A 16,294-nucleotide genomic window follows, 5' to 3' on the forward strand; every position below is an offset into this window, starting at 1 on the left:
GCCCTGCCATCCGTCCCGCCGTCCCCGCCGGCCCCAGCGCCGGCGCCCGCCCTAGCATCCGTCCCGCCGTTCCTGCCGGCCCCAGCGCCGGCGCCCGCCCGGCCGTCCGCGCCCGCCCCGCCGTTCCCGTCCGCCCCGCCGGTCCACACGGCCGAGACCCAGGCTCCGTCAGCTGCGGGCTGGACTCCCACGCCCGACATCTCTGCCACCTCGACCCCGGCCGTCCCCCTGCGGATCCCTCCGGCGGCGTCGGTTCGACCCTCGCCGTCCGCCTCGGCCCAGACGCCGCCGCACGCCGCACCCGCATGGAAGCCAACGCCCTCAGTCGCCGCGCCGGTACCGCTCCCGGCGCTGCCACGGACCGACGGCCCGGCGGACTCGGCGCCGCCGCGCGCCGCGCCACCCAGCGCCGGCACGCCGCGCACCACTAGCGCGTGGGACTCGGCCGCCGCGGCCTACGTCACGGCCCACGGCGATCCCGTCAGCCCCCAGCCGCGTAAACGCCGCCGGGCGCGCTGGACCGTGTCGTGGCGTCTGGCAGCGGCGGCCGCCTCGGTGCTGCTGCTGGTGGGCGGCGGGATCGCTCTGCGTGCCGTCTCGGTGACCCCCGGGCCTGCGGTGGCCCTGCCCGAGCCGGCGCCGAGCGGCACCCCTGCACCGTCGGCCCCGACGGGCGAGGTCGTCGTGGACGTGGCCGGCGCCGTGTCGGCGCCCGGTGTGGTGCGGCTCCCGACCGGGTCCCGCGTGGTCGACGCGCTGGCCGCCGCGGGAGGTGCCACCTCGGACGCCCAGCTCGGCGCGCTGAACCTCGCGCGGGTGCTCGTCGACGGCGAGCAGATCGTCGTGCCCACGCCGGCGGACCAGCCGCTCGCGGGACCTGCGGCGACGGCGGCCGGCGGCGACGACCGCGTCGATCTCAACACCGCGGACGCCGCCGCGCTCGACGCCTTGCCGGGGATCGGCCCGGTGCTGGCGGGCCGGATCGTGGCGCACCGGGACGAGGGCCCGTTCTCGAGCGTCGACGAGCTGGCGGACGTCGCCGGCATCGGCCCGACGTTGCTCGACCGCCTCCGCGATCTGGTCCGCGTATGACCGGGCAGCGCCCCGCCCAGGTCGACCCCGAGCCGGGCGGACCAGCCGACCCCGGCCCGCAGGCGCTCTCACCGGTCGACGCCGAGCGGGTAGCACCGCCCACCCCCGGCCCGGACGACGACGACAGCGACCCGCCGCTCACCGTCGACGTCCGGCTGCTCCCGGCGGCGGTGCTCGCGTGGCTGGCGGCGCTCGCGGTCGTGCGCCTGTCGCCGGCGGCGGCACTCACCGGCGGCCTCGCGACGCTGKTGCTGGTCGTCGCGGGGCTGGCATTCGCCGCCCGGCCGGGTGCTGGCCGCGGCTCGGGCGGGCGGCGCAGGACGGCCGTCGCCCTGCCCGCGCTCTGCCTGGCGCTCGCCGCGGGAGCGGTGGTGCTGTGCGCCGGCGCGAGCCAGACCTCCGCGCGCGCCCACGGCATGCTGCCCGAGCTCGCGCGGCACGAGCAGGTGGGTCAGGTCGAGGGGACCGTGGTCGAGGAGCCGACCGTCGTGCCGCCGGCCTGGCCGGGCGCCCCGGAGCGGGTCCGGTGCGTGGTGTCGGCAGACGCCGTCTCTGCCGGCGGACGGTCGTCGGGTGCGACCGGTCGTGTGCTGGTGCTCGGACCGGCGAGCTGGGCCGGTGTGCCGTACGGGGCCCGGGTCTCGGCGACGGGCAGCCTGCGGCCGGGCCGGCCCGGCGGTCGGGTCGTGGCGGTGCTGCTGACCGGCGGCGCGCCCGGAGTCGCCGCGCCACCGCCGCCGTGGCAGGCGTCCGCCTCGAGCCTTCGCGACGGCGTCCGCTCGCTCGCCGGGACGCTCCCGGGTGACGCGGGCGCGCTGCTGCCGGGAGTCAGCGTGGGGGACACGCGGGCGGTCCCCGAGGACCTCGCGGCCGCGATGCGGGCGGCGGGCCTCACGCACGTGACCGCCGTGTCCGGTGCCCACTTCTCCCTGGTCGCCGCGCTGGTGCTCGCCCTCGCGTCGGCGGTCGGTCTGCCTCGCACCGGTCGCGCCGCCGTCACGGTCGCCGCGATGGCGGGCATGGTCCTGCTCGTGCACCCCTCGCCGAGCGTGCTGCGGGCAGCGGTCATGGGCCTCGTCGCCGTGCTGGGAGTGCTGGTCGGGCGCCCGCACCGCGCGCCGGCGGCGTTGTCCGCGACCGTCGTGCTGCTCCTCGTCGCCGATCCGTGGCTGGCCGCGGAGCTCGGGTTCGTGCTCTCCGTGCTCGCCACCGCGGGCCTCGTGCTGGTCGGCGGACCTCTGGTGGACCGCTGGTCGCCCACGTGCGGGCGCCCGCTGGCGACCGCTCTCGCCCTGCCCGTGGCCGCGCAGCTGGTGTGCGCACCGGCCATCCTGGCGGCGACGCCCACGGTGGCGCTCTATGCCGTCCCGGCGAACGTGCTGGTGGCCCCTGCCCTGGCGCCGGCCACGGTGCTCGGGCTTGCGGCGGCCGGCACGGCGGGCTGGTGGGGTGCCGGTGCGCACGTCCTCGCGCTGGGCTCAGGAGCGGCCTGTTGGTGGATCGGTGCCGTCGCGCGCACGGCCGCCGGGGCGCCGGGCGCGCAGGTGGCGTGGCTGCCGGGGTGGGCCGGCGTCGTGGTCCTCACGGTTGCCGGCGCGTGTGTGCTGCGCCTGGTCGTGGTCCACGGCGCCGCGTCGCGACGTCGGTGACGTCTGGCAGGCTGAGCCCGTGCCTCCCGCCTCCCGCCGTCCCGCCGCCCGCACCGCGGGCATCTCGTGGGAAGCCGTCGAGCTCGCCCCCGTCCTGCTCGTCAGCGGGTCGGAGGGGCTGCTCGCGGACCGCGCCGTCGACCGGGTCGTGGCGCTCGCGCGAGCGGCGGACGCCGGGGTCGAGGTGACGCGCCTGGACGCCGGCGACTACGCGGTCGGCACCCTCGGCGTGGTCACCAGCCCGAGCCTGTTCGCCGAGGACAAGGTGGTCGTGGTCGACGGCCTGGAGCGTGCGGCGGACGACCTGCTCAGCGACGTGACCGACTACGTCGCCGCCCCACCCGCGGACGTCGTGCTCGTGCTCCGGCACGGCGGGGGCCAGCGCGGCAAGAAGCTGCTCGACACGCTGCGCTCGCTGGGCGTCCCCACCGTGGCGTGCGACGCCATCAAGTCGGACGGCGACAAGAGCGCCTTCGTCACCGCGGAGCTGCGCCGGGCGGGCCGCCGGGCCGACGCGCAGGCCGTGCGGGCCCTCGTCGACGCGGTCGGCAGCGACCTGCGCGAGCTCGCGGCGTCATGCGCGCAGCTCGTCGCCGACACGACCGGGCTCATCGGCCCCGAGGCAGTCGAGCGGTACTACGGCGGTCGGATCGAGGCGACCGGTTTCCGCGTCGCGGACGCCGCCGTGGCAGGTCAGGCGGGTCAGGCCGTGGCGCTGCTGCGGCACGCGCTGGCGACGGGCGTGGACCCGGTCCCGGTCGTCGCCGCCCTGGCTGCCAAGTTGAGGGTGCTCGCGAAGGTTGCCGCGGTGCGCGGTCGGGGGGCCGGTGCCGTGCGCGACCTCGGCCTCGCCCCGTGGCAGACGGACCGTGCGATGTCCGACCTGCGGCGCTGGACGCCCGAGGGGCTCGCGAGCGCGATCGCGGCGGTGGCGCAGGCCGACGCCGAGGTCAAGGGCGAGGGGCGCGACGCGCAGTTCGCGGTGGAACGGGCCGTCCTGCGCGTGGCGGGCGCGGTCGGGTCCTGACGGTCACGCGCTGAGCGTGACGGCCGGACCGAGCTCGTCGCCCTGCAGGAGGTCGAAACCCAGGGTGCGGCACTCCGCGACGAGCGCCGCGTCCGAGACCCGCTCCGCGATGAGCGTCGCACCGTGCTGGCGCGCGAGGTGCACGAGGCCCTCGCCGAGCCGCTGCACGTCGCGGCAGTCGACCTTCACGTAGTCGGCCCAGGGCATCATCGCGACCTGGTCGGGCTCGGCGGCGAAGTCGTCGATCGCGATCCGGTAACCGCGGGAGCGAAGTCGCTCGAGCCCGGCGAGCACCGCGTCGTCGGCCTGGACCGACTCGACGATCTCCAGCACGAGGCGACCGGCATGGGCGGGCAACGGGCGGTCGTCGACGAGGAACGACCGGGTGATGTTGACGAAGGCGAAGGTGCTGCTGGCCGGGGGGCCGTCGCCGAAGAGGACCTCGAGCACCGACGCCGTGGCGACGTCCTGGCGGTCCGAGCCCCAGCGGTCGACCTGCGCCGGGAGCCCGTCCCGCGACCGGTAGAGGAACTCGTTGCCGTAGAGCCGGCCGCCGACGGTCCAGATGGGCTGGCGCGCGATGGGGAGCCGGGCGGGTACGGCGGGGGAGACGGCGGGCACGGTCACACCGGATGAGAGTCAGGTGGATCGCTTCTATGACGCCGTTCACCCGATCGGGCCAACCGGGTGTGACCGGCCGACCCGCGAGGCGAGCTACAGGCTGACGCGGCGCGCGCCGGCACGGTCGAGCACGCCGGCCCGCTCGAGGAGGTTGCCCTGGAACAGGGTGAAGCCGAGGTCCCGCGCGTGCCGCAGGGTGTCCGCGCTCTCGACGTACTCCGCGACGAGGAGCGCGCCGTACGACCGGGCGAGGTGCACGACGGGGGATCCCTCGACGTCCAGGTCCCGGACGTCGATCTTGACGAAGTCGGCGTGCGGCAGGAGGCGCCGCTGGTTCGGGCTGCTCACGAACGCCGGGACGGCGATCCGGAAGCCCTCCTCGCGCAGGCGTCGGATGCCCGAGATCACCGCCGCGTCGACGGTCACGGCGTCGTTGATCTCGATGACGAGGCGGTCCGGGCGGCGGGGGATGGGCAGGTCGCCGACCAGATAGGCGCGCGGGCAGCGGACGAACAGCAGCCGGCCGTGGGCGACGTGCTCGAGGTCCGCGCGGCCGAACGTCGCGCCGAGGACGTGGGCGGTGGCCCGCTCGTGCTGGTAGGAGTTCCATGACACGGCTGTTGCGGTGTGCTGGTCCGGCGAGCGGAACGACAGCTGGTAGGCGAACGGGCGGCCGTGCTCGGAGAAGATTCCCTGCCGGGCAACCAGGACGGGCTCGTGCGAGATCCGCTGCGCCCACTCCTGCCGGAGGGCAGGTGGGATGGCGTCCTCCACCGCGGCTGCGAGATATGCGAGCCGCCCGTCGGCGTCGTCCGGTGTCATGGCATCTATGACATCACAACTTCGGCGCTGTGAACCGCCGCGGTGCGGGTGGAATTATGGACCCGTCATCCCGACCCCTGTTCACGGGCCCGTCGAGAGCAGAACATTCACCCGTTCAGGGGCGGACCGACCGGTTACAGGAGACGTCACGCCCGTCACACGTCATCATGGGCACCACCCCGGATCGCCCGAACACCCACCAAGGAGCACGAACCATGTCCCGACCGTTCAAGTCCACGCTCGTCGTCCTTGCCGTTCTCGGCTCCCTGGCGCTGTCGCCCGGTGCCGCCATCGCGGACGGCGCGGGGCAGAGCCCGACCACTGGTGGCGCCAGCGGCTGCTGCCGGACCATCGACTGAGATGTCTCGCGATGCACAGCAGGGGCACAGACATGCCGCCTCTGCGGGGGGTGGTGCATCCGGGGGACGTCACACATACAATGACTGCCCATGACCACGATTGCTGACCGGGTACGCGAGGCCCGGCTTGCTGCTGGGTTGTCTCAGACCGCGCTCGCGGGGTCTGCCTTCTCACCCAGCTACATCTCTCTGATCGAGGCGGGTCATCGGGAACCGACCGACTCCGCGCTCGCCGTGCTGGCCACCCGCCTGGGCACGACCCTCGAATATCTGAAGCACGGCGAGGACGGTCCGAACGAGGCCCGGACCCGTCTCGAGATCGACTACGCCAAGCTCGACATGACCCAGGGCGACGCTGCCGGGGCTCGTCGACGGCTGGAGGCGCTCGATCTTGAGATCGTCTCGCCGTCGGTCCGCGTGGACGCCCTGACCACGTTGGCGCACGCGTTCGAGGTCATGGGCGACCTCGAGGGATCGGTCGCCATCCTCGAGCCGCTGCTGGCGGACTCCCGGGCGCGGACGCACCACGTCGAGTCCGCCAAGCTGGCCAACGCCCTCGTCGCCTCGTACCTCGAGGCCGGCGACCTGCACCGCAGCGTGGAGGTCGGCGAACGGACGCTGGCGGAGCTCGAGTCGGCGGACCTCACCGGCACCGACGAGCACCTGCGCCTCGCGTCGACCGTGCTGTGGGCCTACGTCGAGCGCGGCGACCTGCTCTACGCCACCCACCGGGCGGCGGAGCTGGTCCGGCTCGCCGAGTCGCTCGGCACCCCGCGTGGTCGAGGCAGCGTCTACTGGAACGCCGCACTGGTTGCGGAGCAGCGCCGCGACTACGAGCTCGCGCAGCGGTACACGGAGCGCGCGCTCGCGCTGCTGTCCGAGGGGGAGGCGGACCGCGACCTGCCGCGACTGCGCCTGAACTACGCGTGGCTGCTGCTGCGGTCCGACCCCGTCGACCCCCGGGCGGCGCTCGACCAGATCGAGCGTGCGGCACCGGACCTGGCGGTCATCGGCTCCGAGCTCGACCTGTCGCGCGTCGACGTCGAGAGCTCGCGCGCGTACCTGCTGCTCGGCGACATCGATGCGGCCGAGCGGTTCGCCAACGCGGCCCTCGAGCGCCTGGGCGACCCGCCCCGGCTGGAGACGGCATTCGCGCAGGTGTCGCGCGGCGACGCGCTCCACGCGCGCGGCGACACCACGGGCTCGGCCCAGGCGTACGAGTCGGCCGCCGACCTGCTCGGCATGATGTCCGCGTCCCGGCAGTCCGCGTCCGCGTGGCGTGACCTGGGCGACCGGTACGCGATGCACGGCGACAGCGCGGCGGCGGCGCAGGCCTACGACCGGGCGCTGCGTGAGGCGGGCTTCCGACCGACGATCCCGCTGAGCGCTTGGGAGACGTGGTCGCTCACCTGATCGGGCCGGACAGCAGTGAAGGCGTCACCCCGCAGGGGGGGTGACGCCTTCTCTGTGTGCGCGACCGGCTCGGCGTCGCCGCAGCCGCACGCGCCGAAGGCGTCACCCCGAGCGGGGCGACGCCTTCGATGTCGAACCACCTGGCGGTCGCGACGAACCGCGACCAGCTCAGGGACGGCTCAGAGCGCGGAGACCGACTTCGCCAGCGCCGACTTCTTGTTGGCGGCCTGGTTCTCGTGGATGACGCCCTTGGAGACGGCCTTGTCGAGCTTGCGCGACGCCTCGATGAGGGCGACCGACGCGGCGTCCTTGTCGCCACCGGCGACGGCCTCACGGACGCGACGGATGTGCGTCTTGAGCTCGGACTTCACCGACTTGTTGCGCAGGCGCGCCTTCTCGTTGGTGGTGATGCGCTTGATCTGGGACTTGATGTTGGCCACGTGTGGACTCTCTTGTGCGTTCGCCGAAGCGATCTGACAGGTCTAGAGGGCGCGCACAGCTCCGGGACATGGGCGTGGGGATACCCGCGGAGAGGAACTGGGCTTGTGCCCGCCGACCCGGGCGGACACGCGAATCACCATGTTAGCAGGCAGGAGGCCTGACGCCGAACCCCGTGACCGGGCTCACCAGCCGTGCGCCTCGCGGAGCGCAGACGCCACCCGGTCGAACAGGGCGCGGTCCACGACGGCTCCCTCGCGGCGGAACGCCGCCGGGGGCAGGCGCAGGACCCGGTCCAGGCGGACCTCGCTCGGTCGTCGCTGCGCGTCCCACGGCCCGGAGCCGATGTCCATCCAGACGCGCCCGCGCCGCGCCTCGAGAGCCGCGTCCCGGGAGTGGTCCTTGCTCGTGAGCATGAGGCCGAGCACGTTCGGGCCGTCGCGGCCGATGACCAGCACCGGGCGATCCTTGCCCCGGCTGGGATCGTCCTCGAACGGCACCCACCCCCAGACGATCTCTCCGGGGTCGGCGTCACCGTCGCGGCGCGGGGCGTACTCGAGCCGCACGGTCCCGCGGTGGTCGGGGAGGGTGGCGTGCGTCGGCGGCGGTGCGCCCGGCGACCCGGTGAGCCGCGCGACGGCACCGCGGATCGATCGACGGAGGCGGGCCCAGCCCGAGGTCGTGCTCACGGGGCTGACCGTACCGGTGCACGTCGGCCCAGGTGAGGAACCTCTCGGGGCGGCGGCCGGGCACGGACCCGCCGACGACCCCTCCGTAACGCGGCGTTATCACCGGGCAGATACTGTCCCGATCATGGCGGACCTGTTCGACGACTACCCGACCGGCCCGGCGTGGGACGAGATGATCGATCCCGACGGCGGCGGGTCGCTGGCGGCCTACAAGGGGCTGCACCGCGCGCTCGCTCAGCTGAGCGCCGGTGAGCTCAAGGCTCGCGCCGAGACGCTCGCCCGGTCCTACCTCGCGCAGGGCGTCACCTTCGACTTCGCGGGCGAGGAGCGGCCGTTCCCGCTGGACGTCGTGCCCCGGGTGCTCGCCGGGGACGAGTGGGAGCACGTGGCGCCCGGCGTCGCCCAACGGGTCCGTGCCCTCGAGGCGTTCCTGGCCGACGTGTACGGCCCGCAGCGCGCCATCGCCGACGGGGTCATCCCGCGCAGCGTCGTCGTCTCGTCGACGAACTTCCTGCGTGCGGCGCGGGGCATCAACCCGCCGAACGGCGTCCGGGTGCACGTGTCCGGCATCGACCTCGTCCGGGACAGCCTGGCCGGGTGGCGGGTGCTCGAGGACAACGTGCGCGTGCCCAGCGGCGTGAGCTACGTGCTCTCCAACCGCCGGGCGATGGCGCAGACGTTCCCCGAGCTGTTCGCGGCGCTGCGCATCCGCCCGGTGGCCGACTACCCGCGCCGGCTGCTCGCCGCGCTGACGGCCGCCGCGCCGTCGGGTGTCGACGAGCCGACGGTCGTGGTGCTCACCCCGGGCGTCTTCAACAGCGCCTACTACGAGCACACGCTGCTCGCGCGGATGATGGGCGTCGAGCTGGTCGAGGGTCGCGACCTGTTCTGCGCGGGCGGGCGCGTGTGGATGCGCACCACCCAGGGGCGGCGCCGGGTCGACGTCATCTACCGCCGGGTGGACGACGACTACCTCGACCCGGTCGTCTTCCGGAACGACTCGTTCCTCGGCAGCCCCGGGCTCATGACCTGCGCGCGCAACGGCACGGTGACGATCGCGAACGCGGTCGGCAACGGCGTCGCCGACGACAAGCTCGTCTACACCTACGTGCCCGACCTCATCCGGTACTACCTGAGCGAGCAGCCCATCCTCAGCAACGTCGACACCTGGCGGCTCGAGGAGCCGGACGCCCTCGAGGAGGTGCTCGACCGCCTCGACGAGCTGGTGGTCAAGCCGGTCGACGGCTCGGGCGGCAAGGGCCTCGTCGTCGGACCGAAGGCCACGAAGGCCGAGCTGGCCGCCCTCGAGGTCCGGCTGCGCGAGGACCCGCGCGGCTGGATCGCCCAGCCGGTCGTCCAGCTGTCGACCCTGCCCACGCTCATCGACGACGAGCTGCGCCCCCGGCACACCGACCTGCGCCCGTTCGCCGTCAACGACGGCGACTCGGTCTTCGTGCTGCCCGGCGGCCTGACCCGCGTGGCGCTCCCCGAGGGCGAGCTCGTGGTCAACTCGTCGCAGGGCGGCGGGTCCAAGGACACGTGGGTGCTCGGCGGGGCCGTGCCGCGCCGAGCGGTCCGGCACGAGTCCGACAGTCCGCAGGCCGTCCCGCAGGACGCCGCCGTGCCCATCGACTCCAACCCCAACGACGTCCGCGCCCAGGTGATGCAGCAGCAGCAGGGTCGCTCGTTCCCCGCCGGAGGTGCCTCGTGCTGAGCCGCATCGCGGAGTCGCTGTTCTGGATCGGCCGCTACGTCGAGCGCGCCGACGACACCGCTCGCCTGCTCGACGTGCACGTGCAGATCCTGCTCGAGGACCCGTGGGCGGAGGAGGACCTCGCCTGCCGGTCGCTGCTCTCGGTCATGGACCGGGCGGCGCCGCCCGCGCACGTGGAGGTGGGCCGCGAGTACGTGCTCGACATGCTCGCCTACGACCGCTTCGCGCCGTCCTCGATCGCGGGCTCTCTGGTGTCGGCGCGGGAGAACGCCCGCCGGGCCCGCGAGACCATCTCGACCGAGCTCTGGGAGAGCCTCAACGCGACCTGGAACCAGCTGCCGTCGCACATGCGGCCCGCGCGCCCGCACGACTACTTCACCTGGGTCCGGGAGCGCGCCGCGAACGTCGCGGGCATCACCGACTCGGCGACGTCGCGCGACGACACGTGGAACTTCATGGTGCTGGGCCGGTCGATCGAGCGGGCCGACATGACCGCGCGACTGCTGACCACGCGGGCGCTCGCCGGGTCGGCCGGTCCCAGCTGGACCACGCTGCTGCGGTCGTGCGGCGCGCACGAGGCGTTCCTGCGCATGTACCGCGGCGCCGCGTCCGACGAGCGCGCCGCCGGGTTCCTGCTGACGGACCAGCTGTTCCCCCGCTCGATCGTGTTCGCGCTGAACCAGGCGGAGACCTGCCTGGCGGCGCTGGAGGGCACGTCGGACCGGGCGGCCGTCGACGACGCCCGCCGGCACATCGGGTACGTGCGCACGAACCTCGAGTACCGCCCGCTGATCGAGGTGCTCGACAAGCTGCCGAAGGAGATGGAGCGGGTGCAGCGCGCGTGCTCGGCCGCCTCCGACGCGATCCGCGGCCGGTACTTCCCGAGCGGGTCCGCGACGAACTGGGTGGGGGAGGCACTGTGAGCGCGCCGGAAGGCGGGGTCGCCCGCAGGCGGGCGAACGAGGAGGCACTGTGAGCAGGCTGCGGGTCGTGCACACGTCGACGTTCCGGTACGGCAGCGCCGTGCTGGCGTCGTACAACGAGGCGCGCATGACACCGATCTCCCAGCACGGGCAGACGGTGCTGGAGACGCGGCTCGACGTGCAGCCGCACACCGGCTGGCACGAGTACCGCGACTACTGGGGGACGGCGGTCACGGCGTTCGAGGTGCTCACGCCGCACGAGTCGATGGTGGTGACCGCGGAGCACCTGGTCGAGGTGGCGGACCGGGGGCCGCTACGGTCGCCAGCCGGCTGGGACACCCTGCGCGGCGCGGAGCTGCGCGACCGGCTGGCGGAGTTCCTCACCGACACGCCGACGACCGCGCCGCCGGAGGACGTGGTGGAGCTGGCCCGTCGGGTCGCTGCCGGCCTCGAGCCTGCGGCGGCGGCGCTCGCGGTGGCCGCGGCCCTGCGCGACGAGATGGAGTACATCCCGGGCGTCACGACGGTGCACACGCCGGCGTCGGAGGCGTGGATCGCGCGGGCGGGCGTCTGCCAGGACATCGCGCACCTGGTCACGGGCGCGCTGCGCTCGATCGGCATCCCCGCCCGGTACGTCTCGGGCTACCTGCACCCCGACTCGGAGGCAGAGCTGGGCAGCACGGTGCTGGGCGACTCGCACGCGTGGGTCGAGTGGTGGGTGGGCGAGTGGTTCGCGTACGACGCGACCAACCGCGTGATCGCGGGCGACCACCACGTCGTGCTCGCGCGCGGGCGCTCGTACGACGACGTGCCCCCGCTGCGCGGGATCTACGCGGGCGCCGGGACGCAGGACGCCGAGGTGCAGGTGCGGATCACGCGCGAGGCGTGAGCGTCAGGGGGTCAGGCGCCGGCCGAGCGCGTCGGCCAGCGCCGCAGCATCCCCGGACACGCGCAGGCGCGCGTCGTCGGGCGTGGTCCGACCCCAGAGCAGCAGGCCCAGCGCGTCCGCCGGTCCAGTGACGGTCACCGACGGCTCCCGGACGGTGGGAGCGCCGAGGAGCCAGCTGCGCCCGGCGTCGTCCGCGACCAGCTCGAGAGGAGCGTCGAGCGGCTCCATCCGGCCCATCCGCTCCTGCCGCGGCTGCATCACCGTGACGACCTCGTCGACCGTGTCCGCCCAGAGCGCCGGGTCGACCGCGAGCTCCAGGCCGCCGGCGGTGCGCAGGTCCCACAGGTGCACGAGCGTCTCGTGGGTCTGTCGGCGGTGCCAGAACGACGCGGGGCCGTCGCCGACGAGCGTCCACGCCCGGGCGTCGGGCCCGAGTGCCGCGAGGGTCTCGCGCAGCTCGGCCGCGCACGAGGCGTAGAGGTCCTCGAGCACGAACGGTCCGCGGCCGAGCGGTGTCTCCGGTGTCCGGCTCGCCTGGCCGGCCGCCCAGTGGTGGATGCGGGCCAGGTGGACGACGAGGTCGCGCACGCGCCAGCGCCCGCACCAGGGGACGCGGGTGGTCGGGTCCACCCGGGGGATCGTCGTGAGGAACTGGTCCTGGAGCTCGCCCAACGTGTCGAGCGGGGTGAGAACTCGGCCTGCCGTCATGGGACCATGGTGGGACCGACCACTGACAGCCGACAGGCTGGCCACGGTCACCGTTCGTCGGGAAGGCGCCATCGCGCACCCGACTCCAGCGCCAGGAGCAGTCCGCTTGTCCCCGATCCCGAGTGCAGCCGCGGCGTCGCGCATCCATCCCGCGGCGACCACGCCCGACCTGCTGCGCAACTTCTGCATCATCGCGCACATCGACCACGGCAAGTCGACGCTGGCCGACCGCATGCTGCAGCTCACCGGCGTCGTCGACTCGCGGGCGATGCGTGCGCAGTACCTGGACCGGATGGACATCGAGCGCGAGCGCGGGATCACCATCAAGTCGCAGGCCGTGCGGATGCCGTGGGGCGTCGGCGACGAGGCCTATGCCCTCAACATGATCGACACGCCCGGCCACGTCGACTTCACGTACGAGGTCTCGCGCTCGCTGGCCGCGTGCGAGGGCGCCGTGCTGCTCGTCGACGCCGCGCAGGGCATCGAGGCGCAGACGCTGGCCAACCTGTACCTGGCGCTCGAGAACGACCTGACGATCATCCCGGTGCTCAACAAGATCGACCTGCCGGCCGCGCAGCCCGAGAAGTACGCGGAGGAGCTGGCCAAGCTCATCGGTGGCGAGCCCGAGGACTGCCTGCGGGTGTCGGGCAAGACCGGCGAGGGCGTCGTGGAGCTGCTCGACCGCATCGTCGAGCTCGTGCCGTCGCCCACCGGGGACGCCGACGCACCCGCCCGAGCGATGATCTTCGACTCCGTCTACGACACCTACCGCGGCGTCGTCACCTACGTCCGCGTGATCGACGGCAACCTCAACCCGCGCGAGAAGATCGTCATGATGTCGACGCGCGCGACGCACGAGCTGCTCGAGATCGGCGTCATCTCCCCGGAGCCCGTCCCCACCAAGGGACTCGGCGTCGGCGAGGTCGGGTACCTGATCACCGGCGTGAAGGACGTGCGCCAGTCGAAGGTCGGCGACACCGTCACCAACGCGAGCAAGCCCGCAGCCGAGGCGCTGGGCGGGTACTCCGACCCCAAGCCGATGGTGTTCTCGGGCCTGTACCCGATCGACGGGACCGACTACCCGATCCTGCGCGACGCCCTCGACAAGCTGAAGCTCAACGACGCCGCGCTGAACTACGAGCCGGAGACGTCCGTCGCGCTCGGCTTCGGGTTCCGCGTCGGCTTCCTCGGCCTGCTGCACCTCGAGATCATCCGCGAGCGGCTCGAGCGCGAGTTCGACCTCGACCTGATCTCGACCGCGCCGAACGTCGTCTACGAGGTCACCCTCGAGGACAAGACCGTGGTGACGGTGACGAACCCGAGCGAGTTCCCCAGCGGGAAGATCGGCGACGTCCACGAGCCGATGGTCAAGGGCACGATCCTGGCGCCCAGCGAGTTCATCGGCGCGATCATGGAGCTCTGCCAGACCAAGCGCGGCGAGCTGCAGGGCATGGACTACCTGTCCGAGGACCGCGTCGAGCTGCGCTACGTCCTGCCGATGGCGGAGATCGTCTTCGACTTCTTCGACCAGCTGAAGTCCCGGACCCGCGGGTACGCGAGCCTCGACTACGAGCGCATCGGCGACCAGGTGGCCGACCTGGTCAAGGTCGACATCCTGCTCCAGGGCGAGACGGTCGACGCGTTCAGCGCGATCGTGCACAAGGACAAGGCCTACGCGTACGGCGTGATGATGACGGCCAAGCTCAAGGACCTCATCCCGCGCCAGCAGTTCGAGGTGCCCATCCAGGCCGCGATCGGCGCCCGGATCATCGCCCGCGAGACCATCCGGGCCATCCGCAAGGACGTCCTGGCCAAGTGCTACGGCGGCGACATCACCCGTAAGCGCAAGCTCCTCGAGAAGCAGAAGGAGGGCAAGAAGCGCATGAAGACGATCGGTCGGGTCGACGTGCCGCAGGAGGCCTTCATCGCCGCTCTCTCGAGCGAGCCCGCCGGGTCGGCCGGCGGCAAGGACGCGAAGAAGAAGTGAGTCCGGCCCTCCCCGAGGGAGATGTCGCCCCCGACGACGGCGCCCTGCCGTCGTCGGCCCGCGAGGGTGCCGACGAGCGTGCCTTCGGGGTCTACCTGCACGTGCCCTTCTGCACCGTGCGCTGCGGGTACTGCGACTTCAACACGTACACGGCGACCGAGCTCGGTGGAGGCGCCAGCCAGAGCGCCTACGCGGACACCGCCCTGCGGGAGATCGAGCTGGCCGCCGGGGTCCTCGCCGAACTCCCGCGGCGGTCGGTGAGCACCGTGTTCGTCGGGGGCGGGACGCCGACCGTGCTGGCCGTCCCGGATCTCGCCCGCATGCTCGGTGGGGTCCGTGACGCGTGGGGTCTTGCCGACGACGTCGAGGTGACCACGGAGGCGAACCCCGACTCGGTGACGCCCGAGTCGCTGGCGGCGCTGGCCGAGGCCGGGTTCACGCGTGTCTCGTTCGGCATGCAGTCCGCGGTGCCGCACGTGCTGGCGACGCTGGACCGCACACACGACCCGCGGCGGATCCCCGACGTGGTGCGCTGGGCGCGCGAGGCCGGGCTCGCCGTGTCGCTCGACCTCATCTACGGCACGCCGGGGGAGTCGCTCGACGACTGGCGGACCAGCGTGGAGGCGGCGCTGGCGACCGGCGTCGACCACGTCTCGGCCTACGCGCTGGTGGTCGAGGCCGGGACCCGCATGGCCGTGCAGGTGCGCCGCGGCGAGCTCGAGCTGCCCGACGGAGACGACCAGGCCGCCAAGTACGAGCTGGCGGACGACCTGTTCGAGGCCGCCGGGCTGGGCTGGTACGAGGTCAGCAACTGGGCCCGCACGCCGCAGGACGCGTGCCGGCACAACCTCAGCTACTGGCGCGGTGACGACTGGTGGGGGATCGGGCCCGGGGCGCACAGCCACGTGGGCGGGGTCCGGTGGTGGAACGTCAAGCACCCCCGGGCGTACGCCGACCGGCTCGAGCGCGGGCTCAGCCCAGCGGCGGGCCGCGAGACGGTCACCGGCGAGGGTGCCGTGCTCGAGCGCCTGATGCTCGGCGTGCGGCTGGCGTCGGGACTGCCCCTCGACCAGCTCCCCGCGGAGGCGCGCCCCTCGGTGGCCGGGCTCGTCGCCGACGGCCTGGTCGACGGGCGCGCCGCGACCGGTGGACGGCGGATCGTGCTGACGCGCCGCGGTCGGCTGCTCGCGGACGCCGTGGTGCGGACGCTCGTCGGTTGACGGTCAGCGCACCAGCTCGAGGCTGAACGGGTACCGGTAGGAGTCGCCACGCTGGACGGCGAGCGCCGCGAGGATGCTCAGGACCAGGCTGATGATGCCGAGGGCGATGAAGCCGAGCCAGCCGACGACCCCGATCACGGGGATCGCGCGCACGATCGCGCAGATGACCAGCCCGATCAGCACGGTGAGCTGGAAGTTGAGCGCGACGCGGGCCTCGGCTGCGGCGCCCGCGCCCTTCTCCCGGTTGACGAGCCAGATCACCAGCGCCGCCAGCCAGCCGACCCAGAAGTACGCGAGGATCCCGCCGAGGTGCGCCAGCGTGCCCAGCGAGCGCGTCTGGTCCGCGCCGTGCGGTGACGGGCTCTGGGGGTGCTCGTAGGACATCGTGGCTCGCTCCTCGTCCGGGCCGTCGTCGTGACGGCACCGCGCAGCCTACCGACGGGGTCGTCGCCCCGCCCGGCGTCGGGAGGGCCCGGTCGAGCGCGCTTCCTTGACACGCCACCGCCGCCTTCGGTTCGCTGGCGAGTGGGCGACGTTCGCCCTGTGACCAGGGAGGCCACGCATGAGCGAGAACCCCGGCGGTACCCCGCCGCGCGACGACGACCCCGCACAGCCGACCGAACCGGTCGTGCCTGCGGCACCGGCCGAGCCGCCGGCCGCGCCGGAGCCCGTGGAGGAACCCGCCGCCGTGCCGCCGGCTCCCGAGCCGACCCAGCCCGCCGTCCCGCCGGCCCCGCCGGTCC

Annotated in this window: 17 protein-coding genes; 11 read left to right on the forward strand and 6 right to left on the reverse strand. The window is 73.7% G+C overall.

Going from position 1 to position 16,294, the window contains the following annotated elements; genetic code table 11:
* Positions 1–522: 522 nt before the first annotated feature.
* From AC1DQC_RS19125 to holA, 3 genes are read left to right on the forward strand one after another with little or no spacing between them, the layout of a single operon-like run.
* Positions 523–1,092 (forward strand): ComEA family DNA-binding protein, encoded by a 570-nt coding sequence (locus AC1DQC_RS19125; protein ID WP_477052816.1) that lies wholly within the window; start codon positions 523–525, stop codon positions 1,090–1,092.
* Complete coding sequence (locus AC1DQC_RS19130; protein ID WP_477052817.1) at positions 1,089–2,741, forward strand: ComEC/Rec2 family competence protein; 1,653 nt, start codon at positions 1,089–1,091, stop codon at positions 2,739–2,741. Before AC1DQC_RS19125 ends, AC1DQC_RS19130 begins: the two co-directional genes overlap by 4 nt.
* A 19-nt stretch (positions 2,742–2,760) precedes the next feature.
* On the forward strand, positions 2,761–3,768 hold the full coding sequence (gene holA, locus AC1DQC_RS19135) for a DNA polymerase III subunit delta (protein ID WP_477052818.1): 1,008 nt from the start codon (positions 2,761–2,763) through the stop codon (positions 3,766–3,768).
* 3 nt (positions 3,769–3,771) lie between these two features.
* Here holA and AC1DQC_RS19140 read toward each other — a convergent pair whose 3' ends face one another.
* Together AC1DQC_RS19140 and AC1DQC_RS19145 are read right to left on the reverse strand one after the other, a co-directional pair.
* A complete protein-coding gene (locus AC1DQC_RS19140) occupies positions 3,772–4,389 on the reverse strand; it encodes an EAL domain-containing protein (RefSeq protein WP_477052819.1) in 618 nt (205 codons plus the stop codon).
* A gap of 93 nt (positions 4,390–4,482) precedes the next feature.
* Entirely contained in the window at positions 4,483–5,211 is a 729-nt protein-coding gene (locus tag AC1DQC_RS19145; RefSeq protein WP_477052820.1) for an EAL and HDOD domain-containing protein, read from the reverse strand.
* A gap of 215 nt (positions 5,212–5,426) precedes the next feature.
* Between AC1DQC_RS19145 and AC1DQC_RS19150 the strand changes: the two genes are divergently transcribed.
* Both AC1DQC_RS19150 and AC1DQC_RS19155 read left to right on the forward strand, forming a co-directional pair.
* On the forward strand, positions 5,427–5,570 hold the full coding sequence (locus AC1DQC_RS19150; RefSeq protein WP_477052821.1) for a hypothetical protein: 144 nt from the start codon (positions 5,427–5,429) through the stop codon (positions 5,568–5,570).
* Positions 5,571–5,660: 90 nt separating this feature from the next.
* Positions 5,661–6,983 (forward strand): helix-turn-helix domain-containing protein, encoded by a 1,323-nt coding sequence (locus AC1DQC_RS19155; protein WP_477052822.1) that lies wholly within the window; start codon positions 5,661–5,663, stop codon positions 6,981–6,983.
* Positions 6,984–7,162: 179 nt separating this feature from the next.
* On the opposite strand, the gene rpsT is transcribed toward AC1DQC_RS19155, so the two are convergent.
* Together rpsT and AC1DQC_RS19165 are read right to left on the reverse strand one after the other, a co-directional pair.
* Complete coding sequence (rpsT, locus tag AC1DQC_RS19160) at positions 7,163–7,423, reverse strand: 30S ribosomal protein S20 (RefSeq protein ID WP_477052823.1); 261 nt, start codon at positions 7,421–7,423, stop codon at positions 7,163–7,165.
* 183 nt (positions 7,424–7,606) lie between these two features.
* A complete protein-coding gene (locus AC1DQC_RS19165) occupies positions 7,607–8,110 on the reverse strand; it encodes a type II toxin-antitoxin system PemK/MazF family toxin (RefSeq protein WP_477052824.1) in 504 nt (167 codons plus the stop codon).
* A 124-nt stretch (positions 8,111–8,234) separates the two neighbouring features.
* Between AC1DQC_RS19165 and AC1DQC_RS19170 the strand changes: the two genes are divergently transcribed.
* The 3 genes from AC1DQC_RS19170 to AC1DQC_RS19180 are packed head-to-tail and all read left to right on the forward strand — an operon-like array spanning position 8,235 to position 11,636.
* Positions 8,235–9,824 carry a circularly permuted type 2 ATP-grasp protein gene (locus AC1DQC_RS19170; RefSeq protein WP_477052825.1) on the forward strand — a complete coding sequence of 530 codons (1,590 nt, stop codon included), beginning with the start codon at positions 8,235–8,237 and terminating at the stop codon, positions 9,822–9,824.
* Positions 9,818–10,747, forward strand: a complete 930-nt coding sequence (locus AC1DQC_RS19175; RefSeq protein WP_477052826.1) for an alpha-E domain-containing protein — start codon at positions 9,818–9,820, stop codon at positions 10,745–10,747. Before AC1DQC_RS19170 ends, AC1DQC_RS19175 begins: the two co-directional genes overlap by 7 nt.
* 49 nt (positions 10,748–10,796) lie before the next feature.
* The gene (locus AC1DQC_RS19180; protein WP_477052827.1) at positions 10,797–11,636 is read left to right on the forward strand and encodes a transglutaminase family protein; all 840 of its coding nucleotides are present in this window, start codon (positions 10,797–10,799) and stop codon (positions 11,634–11,636) included.
* Between the two features lie 3 nt (positions 11,637–11,639).
* Here the strand turns inward: AC1DQC_RS19180 and AC1DQC_RS19185 are convergent, their stop codons facing one another.
* On the reverse strand, positions 11,640–12,344 hold the full coding sequence (locus tag AC1DQC_RS19185; protein ID WP_477052828.1) for a maleylpyruvate isomerase family mycothiol-dependent enzyme: 705 nt from the start codon (positions 12,342–12,344) through the stop codon (positions 11,640–11,642).
* Positions 12,345–12,450: 106 nt separating this feature from the next.
* Here AC1DQC_RS19185 and lepA point away from each other — a divergent pair, with 106 nt between their 5' ends.
* Together lepA and hemW are read left to right on the forward strand one after the other, a co-directional pair.
* Entirely contained in the window at positions 12,451–14,331 is a 1,881-nt protein-coding gene (gene lepA, locus AC1DQC_RS19190; protein ID WP_477052829.1) for a translation elongation factor 4, read from the forward strand.
* Positions 14,328–15,551, forward strand: a complete 1,224-nt coding sequence (gene hemW, locus AC1DQC_RS19195; protein ID WP_477052830.1) for a radical SAM family heme chaperone HemW — start codon at positions 14,328–14,330, stop codon at positions 15,549–15,551. The genes lepA and hemW overlap by 4 nt, the downstream gene beginning before the upstream one ends.
* A 3-nt stretch (positions 15,552–15,554) precedes the next feature.
* Here hemW and AC1DQC_RS19200 read toward each other — a convergent pair whose 3' ends face one another.
* On the reverse strand, positions 15,555–15,935 hold the full coding sequence (locus tag AC1DQC_RS19200; RefSeq protein WP_477052831.1) for a DUF4870 domain-containing protein: 381 nt from the start codon (positions 15,933–15,935) through the stop codon (positions 15,555–15,557).
* A gap of 178 nt (positions 15,936–16,113) precedes the next feature.
* Between AC1DQC_RS19200 and AC1DQC_RS19205 the strand changes: the two genes are divergently transcribed.
* A partial coding sequence (locus tag AC1DQC_RS19205) for a hypothetical protein (protein ID WP_477052832.1) occupies positions 16,114–16,294 on the forward strand: 181 nt, incomplete at its 3' end.

It is taken from the genome of Cellulomonas sp. P4_H12 (assembly GCF_056400905.1).

Bases quoted from the DNA above. Each gene is read 5' to 3' on its own strand.
- AC1DQC_RS19145 (WP_477052820.1), bottom strand. From the start codon at position 5,211: ATGACACCGGACGACGCCGACGGGCGGCTCGCATATCTCGCAGCCGCG.
- AC1DQC_RS19150 (WP_477052821.1), top strand. From the start codon at position 5,427: ATGTCCCGACCGTTCAAGTCCACGCTCGTCGTCCTTGCCGTTCTCGGC.
- AC1DQC_RS19155 (WP_477052822.1), top strand. From the start codon at position 5,661: ATGACCACGATTGCTGACCGGGTACGCGAGGCCCGGCTTGCTGCTGGG.
- AC1DQC_RS19170 (WP_477052825.1), top strand. From the start codon at position 8,235: ATGGCGGACCTGTTCGACGACTACCCGACCGGCCCGGCGTGGGACGAG.
- AC1DQC_RS19185 (WP_477052828.1), bottom strand. From the start codon at position 12,344: ATGACGGCAGGCCGAGTTCTCACCCCGCTCGACACGTTGGGCGAGCTC.
- AC1DQC_RS19200 (WP_477052831.1), bottom strand. From the start codon at position 15,935: ATGTCCTACGAGCACCCCCAGAGCCCGTCACCGCACGGCGCGGACCAG.